8 protein-coding genes are annotated in these 10,067 nt (G+C 45.8%); 3 read left to right on the plus strand and 5 right to left on the minus strand.

Annotation, left to right across the window (positions count from 1 at the left end; genetic code table 11):
* Window positions 1-127: 127 nt before the first annotated feature.
* Window positions 128-709, minus strand: coding sequence for a leucyl/phenylalanyl-tRNA--protein transferase (gene aat / locus EWV68_RS05475; RefSeq protein ID WP_004162709.1), 582 nt, complete (start codon window positions 707-709; stop codon window positions 128-130).
* Between the two features lie 34 nt (window positions 710-743).
* Here aat and EWV68_RS05480 point away from each other — a divergent pair, with 34 nt between their 5' ends.
* Entirely contained in the window at window positions 744-1,085 is a 342-nt protein-coding gene (locus EWV68_RS05480; protein WP_004162710.1) for a DUF8822 family protein, read from the plus strand.
* A gap of 71 nt (window positions 1,086-1,156) precedes the next feature.
* On the opposite strand, the gene EWV68_RS05485 is transcribed toward EWV68_RS05480, so the two are convergent.
* From EWV68_RS05485 to pdhA, 4 genes are all read right to left on the minus strand, one after another.
* Window positions 1,157-2,701, minus strand: coding sequence for a glycosyltransferase family 39 protein (locus tag EWV68_RS05485; protein ID WP_287169104.1), 1,545 nt, complete (start codon window positions 2,699-2,701; stop codon window positions 1,157-1,159).
* 60 nt (window positions 2,702-2,761) lie between these two features.
* Window positions 2,762-3,700, minus strand: coding sequence for a glycosyltransferase family 2 protein (locus tag EWV68_RS05490; RefSeq protein ID WP_061432045.1), 939 nt, complete (start codon window positions 3,698-3,700; stop codon window positions 2,762-2,764).
* Between the two features lie 113 nt (window positions 3,701-3,813).
* A complete protein-coding gene (locus tag EWV68_RS05495) occupies window positions 3,814-4,596 on the minus strand; it encodes a hypothetical protein (protein WP_287169105.1) in 783 nt (260 codons plus the stop codon).
* Between the two features lie 338 nt (window positions 4,597-4,934).
* Window positions 4,935-5,969: a pyruvate dehydrogenase (acetyl-transferring) E1 component subunit alpha gene (gene pdhA / locus EWV68_RS05500; protein ID WP_287169106.1), complete on the minus strand. Its 1,035-nt coding sequence runs from the start codon at window positions 5,967-5,969 to the stop codon at window positions 4,935-4,937.
* Between the two features lie 315 nt (window positions 5,970-6,284).
* Here pdhA and EWV68_RS05505 point away from each other — a divergent pair, with 315 nt between their 5' ends.
* Together EWV68_RS05505 and EWV68_RS05510 are read left to right on the plus strand one after the other, a co-directional pair.
* A complete protein-coding gene (locus tag EWV68_RS05505; RefSeq protein WP_287169107.1) occupies window positions 6,285-7,490 on the plus strand; it encodes an RNA-guided endonuclease InsQ/TnpB family protein in 1,206 nt (401 codons plus the stop codon).
* A gap of 47 nt (window positions 7,491-7,537) precedes the next feature.
* Window positions 7,538-9,784 (plus strand): IMS domain-containing protein, encoded by a 2,247-nt coding sequence (locus EWV68_RS05510; protein ID WP_287169108.1) that lies wholly within the window; start codon window positions 7,538-7,540, stop codon window positions 9,782-9,784.
* Window positions 9,785-10,067: the final 283 nt, after the last annotated feature.

Raw genomic sequence — 10,067 nt, forward strand, 5'->3', positions numbered from 1 at the left:
CCTAATTTTCAGGGAAAAAGTCCAGGAATTTTCCCCCCGATCCCCGCAATGGCTGGCACTTTTTGAGGGGAAAAAAGTCCAAAAGTCTTATCCAACAAGGTTTTTAGATTTATTCAGCAAACCCTACTTAAACAAAATGGCAATGCTTCAACAGAGCGCCTTCAAGTAGGGGATGATATTCTTTTTCGGAGATAGTATAGGCGCCAAATCTAGCCAGATGGGGATTTTGCATTTGGGCATCAAATAGACAGAAATCCCGTTCTCTAAGGTGTTCGACTAGCTTGACCATGGCTACCTTAGAACCATCGGGAATTTTATAGAACATCGATTCCCCGATAAAAACCCCGCCAATGGCCAAACCTAAAATCCCCCCCGCTAATTGATCCCCTTGCCAAGTCTCGAAACTGTAGGCCCAACCGGCCTGGTGTAATTGCTGATAGATTTGCATTAACTCCGGGGAAATCCAAGTCAGCGAGCGATCGGCACAACCGGCACAAACCCCAGCAAAATCGCGGTTAATAGCCACGGTAAAGCGATTTTGATTCAAAACTCGTTTTAGGGACTTGGGATACCTAAAACGCCGATCAAGAGGGATAAGAGCGCGATTTTTACTAGAATACCAATCCAATCTGCCCCCCTCATCGGCCATGAGAAAGTAACCGCGTGCGTATCCTTGTATAATAGAGGCGGTATCCACGACTCCCCCCAAGAATTCAGTCTCGTAGCCTGATCATTCTCTAATTATGCCTGATCATCCCCCACCAATTCCGCCTATTACTTTACCACCGATCGAAAATCCCCAACAGGAACAAACTTGGCTGCGCACCGCTTTACATCGTTGGTTAGATGCGGAATTTATTCCCGAAGCTATTAATGAAACTATCGCTGAACGTGCTAGTCAAATTTTTCTGCGTCAGCGTTTGGAAGGGGAAAACGATCTCGGTAGCTTGGTGATTGCGATCGTTACCGAGATGCAAGCTTTTGATTTTCGCGAAAGTTTTTATAGTGAATTTGCCATCGCTAACGCTGTCAGTGATTTAATTTTAGATAGTTTAGGGATCGATCGCTGTTGTGGGCAAAGTTAGACAGTTTTTCTTTGTTATTGGAGTTTAATTTCCATTAGCTGCTCTGCTAATTTTTTTGTACGAATGGGGTATTACTCATTTAAGAAGTTAACAAAATTTTCTTGGGGATGTGCCACGATGATATTACTATAGTTTTGGGCTAATTCCTTGAGATTGAGTTTTTGCCGCCAGGATTCCACATCGCGGTTCTGAAATAATTGAAACTTAACTCGATCGTTAACTAAATAGGATAATGACAAAAAGAAACTAGGGGTATTATTGCTGATAACTATCGGCTTGGTCATGGAGTTTAAAACAGGGGCGATTTCTAGATTAACTCCACTGGCTGTACCTCTTTGATCGTCTAAACCCGCATCAGAAGTTAACCCGAGAAATACACCTGATACTATACCTAGTAGCAGGAAAATTAGCAAGATTTGTTGTCCTAAATAGTGAAGCCAATTTTTTGGGGACTTTGATCCGATATAACTGGCAATCAGGTAGGATATAGCCATCTGCATTCCCAGAAAAACTGGTAGATAATATCTGGCTTGTAGGGAGCGGATCGATGGTTTTAATAAATCAGGTACAATTTGAAACAGTGTAGGAACAACAATCAAAGTTATTAGGAATAACCAAACTTTCGGCGAAGTGTATCGGATGAGATGGTAAAGAGAATAAACCACTAATAATAATATTAATAGATGAAAAGCCGATTCTAATCTGCCTTTGCGGTGAAAGAAATCCACGAATACATGACCAGCATGACGGAATAAGGTTTGAGATATTTCGATGATATTAGTCTTAAACTGTCGATAGTATTGGGTATTGCGATCAATTTTGTCTAGGTTGGTAAAAATCACGAATAGCCAAGGGCTAAATAAAACTAAGCTGCCAACACCTGCCAATACATAGCTAACAACTGTTCTTGTAATTTTCAATCTCTCGAGAAGAATCACATATAAAGCTTGGGCGATGGCCACAGGAGCAGAAAATAAATGAGTATAACAAGTCAAGGCTAAACTGAGGCTATACCAGAGCCAACTTTTAAGCGTATTTTTACGGATTGCTCGCAAAAGAGTGATTGCCGATAAAAGAATTGACAGTGTCCAAAGACTATACTGGGTAGTATTTTGAGCCACGAGCATCTGAAAGGGAGAAACAGCGAATAAAGCGATCGCTATCCAGCCCGTTAGGGAGGAATCGAACAATTCTAGGCATAACCAATAAAGGCAAGGAATGACTAAGATGCTTAAGAAAATCGAGAAAGTTCTGGCGGAATTTTCGATGGGGATTAACTGCATCCAGAAGCGCGCTAACAAATGGTATAGGGCAGGATGTTCTGGATTGCCCATCAGAGAGCGCAAGGCATCGGATAGAGAGCGTTCGGAATGAGGATGTTGAAAATATTGTAGGTCTTTCCTGCCAATAATTTCACCGTTGAAAGCCTGCTCCCGCACGTCTTGAGTCGTGTATCCCGAAAAACGCATGATACTTCTAACTTCATCGGCACTATAGACTTTTTGCTCTATATGAAAAAACCGCAATCCCATACCGATCACTAAAATAGTGATAATCAAAAACTTTCCGAAATTAGCGGCCGATTGATCAGGTAAATATTTTTTCTGGTCTATCATAAGTTTATTTGTCCGTAGGTCATCAATCAACAAGAATTAATTGATAGTTGTTTGAAAAGTTTAATTGATTTCCAACCCAGCGATCTCAGCGATTGTATAGGCTGGTCTGCCCTTAACTTCTTCGTAAATTCGCCCAATATATTCCCCTAATATGCCAATACTGATCAATTGTACCGAACCCAAGAAAAACACGGCGATCAAGATAGTAGCTAAACCGGTAACGGGAGAGTCGGGTTGCTGTAAGCGCCAGTAGAGAACCAGTAAAGCCATAAACAGGGCAATTAAAGCGGAAAATAAGCCTAAATAAGTGGAAAGACGCAGGGGAATCTTAGAAAAAGACACCAAGCTATTAATCGCTAAAGCTAGGGATTTTTTAAAAGTGTACTTGACTTCGCCAGCAAACCGGGGATCTCGCTCAAATTTAACAGCAGTTTGTCGGAAACCAATCCAAGCGCGCAAACCGCGAATATAACGATTCCGTTCTGGCATAGAATTTAATAGGTCCACTACCTGACGATCCATCAGACAAAAATCCCCCGTGTCCGCAGGGATATCCACGTCGGCTAATTGTCGCAGCAATCTATAGAAAACGTAGGCAGTTAGGCGTTTAAACCAACTTTCTTTTTTCCGTTTTGTTCTCTGGGCGTAAACCACATGATAACCTGCTTGCCAAGACTCAATCATTTTGGGAATCAATTCCGGTGGATCCTGCAAGTCGGCATCGAGGACAACAATAACTTGACCCCTAGCGAAATTGAGTCCTGCCGTTACTGCTGCCTGATGGCCAAAGTTACGAGCAAAGCTAATGTAACAGACCCTAGCATCTCTTTCCTGTAGTTGCCGCATTAAATTTAAGGAGCGGTCGCGACTGCCATCATTAATCAGAATTAGTTCCACAGAATCATCTAAACTATCCATGACGGCACTGACACGGCGATAGAGTTCTGGAATGGTTTCTTCCTCGTTATAAATCGGGATAATTAGCGAATATTTCGGCATTTTCGAGAAGTCGAACGGACAAAAGCCGTGTTTTTATGGCGGGCGCTACGCTCTAAATATTCTGCTAAAGTATCCCTTTTGTCAACTTAATAGATTACTGCTAGACAGTGCTTTTAAATTGCCAAGGAATGATCGACCATTGCTTGCTGACGTAAACAATTCCAGTAAGCTGCATAGAGATCCGTCTGTTGACCGCGCAGGGAAGCGATCGCAGGTGCAGCAGGAAAAGGCCAGAGACGATCAAAAACCACTTCTCGATGAGCCAGACGAAACTGCAGCAAATAAACAGAAGCAGGAGCCTGTAAATTATCCAGTAATTGCGCTGCCAGCCGATGTAAAGACTTAAGACTCTCTCTTTCCAGACTAATCGGTTGACTGTAGGCGTTAGGGATCATGCCCTCCCCGATCACCTCACCGTATTCTAAACCCTTAGATGTCACCGTGATCGGCAACCAAAGATCTCCAAAAGAAGAGTCTCCCTGACTGGTTTTATAGTGCAGGGTATGGGCAACCCAAGTGCGTCTTTCCTCGATATCCCGACAAGCTTGATAAACTTTTTTACCAGGAAAATTCACCCAATTGGGTAATTGAATTGTTAAGGGACACCAGATTAGATTATTTTGGCCGGTTTTACCCGACTCCATTTTTGACCACAAAGAAGCCGTCCCCGTCACCTCCACCGCCAAGGATTTAGGAACCGCATTTTTTAAGGCAATCACCATCTTTTCGGTAACGGGCGATAGCCGAGACATCTGACCACTGGCTTGAGCTTCGGCATTAACGAGAATGATAACTTTGTCCATTTCTTGTTGTGGGTTGGGTGAACTTGAACGATCAGCGGTGAGGTTGGTTAAGAGTGAGAACTGACTGGGGTTCAATGCTTCTGTAGTCGCCATGGCAAAAGCTATTTCTCTGGATTTTAGCGGATTATACAAGAGCGCAACTATTTTTTACGGATTTTTTCAACAACAAGCATCTTCGAGGCGGGATTTTTCTTCTCCCCCTCATAGAATACCTTAAGTAATCAGTGATCAGTAACCAGTAAACAGTGATTAGTCAAGAAGAAATTCGACCGCATCTAAAACCTAATTGGTTAAGCTAAAAGCTTTGATGTATTTAGTTTCTAACCTTCTTTTTAGGTAGGAGAATTGCCAAATTCTTTTTGGGAGCCTCTTGCCTGTTGCCTCTTGCCTTCAGCAGCTGATCACCGATCACTAATCACCGATCACTGAAATTACTCGTCTTCGGCGAAAATAAAGCGAGTTAGTTCACTAGGATCGGGTTCGGGGCTAGATTCGGCAAATTTAACCGCTGCCTCGATTTCAGCTTGAATTTTCTGCTCGATTTCTTTTAATTCCTCTCTCGTGGCCAGATCTCGCTCGTAGAGGTAGGCGGCAAAGCGAGTGATCGGATCTCTTTCGCCCCAGAATTGTTTCTCGTCAGCACTGCGTAACTCGTCGGGATCTGCCAGAGAGTGACCCCGGAAACGATAGGTTAAGGCCTCAATTAAAGTCGGCCCCTCACCAGCGCGGGCGCGGGCCACGGCTTCTCTGGCGGCGGCATGAACGGCGACCACATCCATCCCGTCCACTTCCACACCGACCATACTAAAAACACTGGCTTTTTTATAGATTTCCGGTTGAGAAGTGGCTCGATCGTGGGCCATACCGATCGCCCACTTATTATTTTCCACCACATAGATAATCGGCAACTTCCAGAGAGCGGCCATATTCAGACACTCAAAAAACTGGCCATTATTACTCGCCCCATCCCCGAAGAAACAGACCGTTACCTGATCGGCACTGGCATCACCCATGGCTTCGCGACGGTATTTACTCTGAAAAGCCGCCCCGGTTGCGACGGGAATCCCCTCGGCCACAAAAGCGTAACCCCCCAAAAGCTTATGTTCGGCGGAGAACATATGCATGGAGCCGCCCCGTCCTTTACTACAACCAGTAGCTTTGCCGAATAACTCCGCCATTACCTCCTTAGCGGGAACTCCGGCACTGAGGGCGTGGACGTGATCGCGATAGGTGCTAGAAACGTAATCTTCTCCCTGACGCAAGGCTTTAATAATACCGCTAGATATCGCTTCTTGACCGTTGTAGAGGTGGACAAAACCGAACATTTTGCCTCGATAATACATTTCGGCACATTTATCTTCAAACATCCGCCCCAAAACCATATCCTCGTATAGGCGAAGACCTTCAGCTTTGGTAATAATGATGGAAGCAGGATTAAAGGTTGGTAAAGTACGTTCGGAAATCATAGGGTCTGTAGTATCATTTAGACAACAAAAAGGCAAGGGGAGAGGAAGCGGTAGATTTTTCGAGAATTCTGGCAGTGAATTTTTTAGGCTTAAACCAAGGGGTTCTTGGTATTTTCTCTCTCAAATCTAATCTTAGTCAGTCAGAGATTGGCTAGGATAAGATGGTATCTTGTTATTTTACTCGCTCCGCTCTCACTTACATCATTTAATTCACCTTAGATGTCGGCAGGATGCCCCCGTTACACCCTACGGGTTAGCGGCGGAGGAATGCCGACCAGTATAAAACGCGCGTAGCGCATCGACTCTAAATATGTTATGCTTCCTGTTGGTGAGTTTTTTGAGGCCGTGGAACAAGTCCTGACGCTAGTGATCAAGCTTCAAGTATGTAGCGAACAACAACAAGCGCTGTCCGATACCTGTACGGCTTTTGCGTCGGCTTGTAGCTGGATTAACGAGAACGTCAACCCCCAGCTGACTAACCGGAACTCGATTCAGGCTGTCTGTTATCAGGACGTTAAGGATCGGTTCGGACTGACGGCTAACCACGTTGTCAGAGCTTGCGGTCGGGTGGCGGCTAATCGTTTGACAGCAAAACTTCAAGGGAAGAAGGTCAAGAACTTTGCTCCAACAAGTTTCGACTGTGACGCTCGAACCTTCCGTTTCGTCGAGAAAGATTGGGCGATTACTGTTAGCACCACGGGGAAACGGTTAACCATTCCCCTGAGAGCGAGCAATTACCATCGGGGGAAACTTACCTGGCAAAATCCGACCTCCGCTCAAATCTGCCTACATCGTGACGGCGGTTGGTATGTCCACATCCAACTAAAATCGGAACCGCCGAAACCTATCAACGCGGATAACATTATCGGGGTCGATTTCGGCCGTCGTGACATCGCGGTAACATCAACCGATCAATCGTGGTCGGGGGAGGGAATCAAGGAAACGAGGGATAAATACAGTCGCGTTCGAGCTTCTCTGCAAAGGAAAGCGTCTCAAGGCACTAGATCCACCAGGCGTAGGTGTCGGGAGATATTGAAACGGCTATCGGGGCGGGAGAGAAGATACCAAGCGCACTTAAATCATGTAATCAGTAAAGCTATCGTTGCCGAGGCAAAATCAACCAACTCGATTATCGCTATTGAAGACCTAACCGGTATTCGAGAGAGAACCAACCAACAACCACGAAATAAGACCGAGAGAAGACGGTCTAACTCTTGGGCTTTCTATCAACTTCGACAATTTCTCGAATACAAAGGCATTAAAGAAGGAGTTGAGGTTATCGCGGTTAATCCACGATATACCTCTCAAACCTGTCATTGTTGCCTACATATCGGAATTAGAAGCGGAAAATCGTTTAAGTGTAGTAATAAGACTTGTGGTTGGATTGGTGACGCAGACGCGAACGGTAGCAAGATGATTAGACTTTTGGGGCTGAGTGTAATCCAGCCCAGAGAGCCGAATTTATTGGCTTGCCCGATAAGTTTAGGGTTACAGAAAGCTCCCGTTAAGCTGACGCTTTAACGGGAGTAGATTACTAAGGACTCTCCAGAGTTGAGGTACAGCTAACCGTGCGCATTCCTCTTGACTACTACAGGATATTGGGAATCCCCTTTCAGGTGAGTGCCGAGCAGATTGATTTGGCCCACGCCGACCGGGGACGGCAATTGCCACGTCAAGAATACAGTCAAACAGCGATCATTGCCCGTCAGCACTTGTTAGATGAAGCTTACCAAGTGTTAAGTGCTGCGGATCGCCGTCGTGATTATGATGCTCAATTTTTCGACCCCAATCCCTTGCTTCTCAACCCAGAAAGCAGCGCCGAAAACCTAGATTCTCAGGCTGGGGAGGCGGCTGCGGCTTCGCCGGAATATCTCACTCCCCAGATTACCATTGCCCCCGCCGATCTGGTGGGAGCTTTGCTCATCCTGCAAGAGTTGGGAGAATACGAGTTAGTGATTCGTTTGGCCGAAACTTATCTAGATTTAGAGCCAACTACTCGCCCAGACATGATCTTAACCTTGGCTTTGGCCTACGGGGAATTAAGTCGGGAATATTGGCAGGATAAAAATTATGAACAGGCGGCCAGCACCGCAACCAAAGCCCTGACTTGGTTGGAACAAGAACAAATGTTCCCGCAAGTGGCCAGCGAGATTCGCCATGATTGCGATCGCCTGCGCCCCTACCGGATACTGGAATTGTTATCCCAAGAAAAAAAACCTAGTCTTGCCCGTCAGCGCGGCTTAAATCTCTTGGAGGAGATGTTGGCCGCTCGCGGCGGCATCGATGGCCAGGGCGACGATCGCTCTGGTTTGGGGGTGGATAATTTTTTACGCTTTATTCAACAGTTACGGGTTTATTTAACTCAGGCCGAACAGGAGAAAATCTGGGCTAAAGAGGCTCAACGCCCCTCGGCGGTGGGTAATTATCTGCTGGTCTATGCCTTGATCGCCCGCGGTTTCGCCCAAAAACAACCCGCCGCTATTGTCGCAGCCAGCGATCGCCTGCAGCAATTACAAAAACATCAGGATGTCTCCCTAGAGCGATCGATCTGCGCCCTACTGCTCGGTCAGACGGAACGAGCAAGCACAATTTTAGAAAAAAGTCAAGAGCAAGAAATATTAAATTATATTAAGGAACAATCCGGGCAATCTGCCGATCTTTTACCCGGGCTATGTCGTTACGGTGAGCGTTGGTTACAAACAGAAGTTTTCTGCCATTTTAGTGATTTAGTCGAGCGGAAAGCCTCACTCAAAGAGTATTTTGCCGAGGAAGAAGTACAAAATTATTTAGAAGAATTGTCAGGTTTTCCTGACGAAAAAGTTCCCGTCGAGGTTCGAGAAAAGGCCAGCGAACCCTTAGAATCGGAAGTAAATGTTCTGAAAACCCACACCCCCCCCACCCATTTAAACCCAGTGCCAGGAGTGACACCGATGAGGGAATCTGCTTATTCTTCTTCCCACTCTCGTCCCCAAAAACCGTCTTTAGCTAGAGTTAACGGTGAGCGGACAAGCACTGCTGTACCTGCCCTGAGAGCCACCGCTCAGGAGGAAACTCTCACCCCCTATACTCAGGGTAGTGTGGTGGTGACAGCAGCCTATCGTCAACCGGCACTTAATCCCCCCCGTCGTCGTCCTAGTCGCCCGCGTCCCCAAGCAGCAGGCAACTCCGGGCCGGCAGCCCTAGAAACGGCAAAAACTGCCGTAGTCGCACCGAAACGGAGACGACCAGCCCGCAGAAAACTGCGACTCGATCGAGTGGCGATATTGGGGGTAGGATTAGTGGGAACAATCGCGGTTTTGTCCCTGGGGGTAAAGGCAATTGTCGATAGTCAATCTCCTTTGGCAGCCTTGCAAGGGGAACAGTTACCGATTTCTTTAAATACTCCCATACTAGAAATTCCCTCGGCTAAGGCGGAAGTGATGGAAGGAATTCCCTTGGACAAGGAAACAGCAAAGGAGACGATTCAAGCTTGGTTAGCGGTAAAATCGGCGGCTTTTGGCAGTGAACACCAAAAAGAGCAATTGAAAGAGGTTTTAACAGGTTCAGCCTTGGAAATTTGGCAAAAACGAGCGGCGGCTCTACAGGGAAATAACTATTGGCGCTACGATCATCAAGTGGATGTGCGCTCAGTTACTAATAATGCGAAAAATCCTAATTTAGGGACGGTGGAAGCGATAGTCAACGAAAAGGCCATGTATTTCCATAATGGCAAGGAAATTGTCAATCGTTCCTATAATGAGTCCTTGAACCTGCGCTATGATTTGGTACGGCAAGGAGATAAATGGTTGATCGAAAAAACCCAAGTCTTACCCTAATTTTTTCCGATTAAATCCCCAAAAACTAGGCTTTAGGCTGCCCGCACACCCAATTAAGGCTGCATGGCAGCCTTTTCAGTGGGAAGTGGGGAAGTGGGGAAGTGGGGAGAAGGGAGCAGGGAGAAAAAAGCTGATAACTGATAACTGATAACTGATAACTGATAACTGATATAGTCATTTCAAATAAGTGTGAGACGAGGGAAAAATAAGGTAAAATCAAGAGAAACGAGCAACCCATACAGAAAAATGTCTTATAGCCTAGACTTGAGAAAAAAAGTAATCG

The sequence above is a fragment of the Microcystis sp. M_QC_C_20170808_M9Col genome (assembly GCF_007095495.1).
Classification (GTDB): Bacteria; Cyanobacteriota; Cyanobacteriia; order Cyanobacteriales; family Microcystaceae; genus Microcystis; species Microcystis aeruginosa.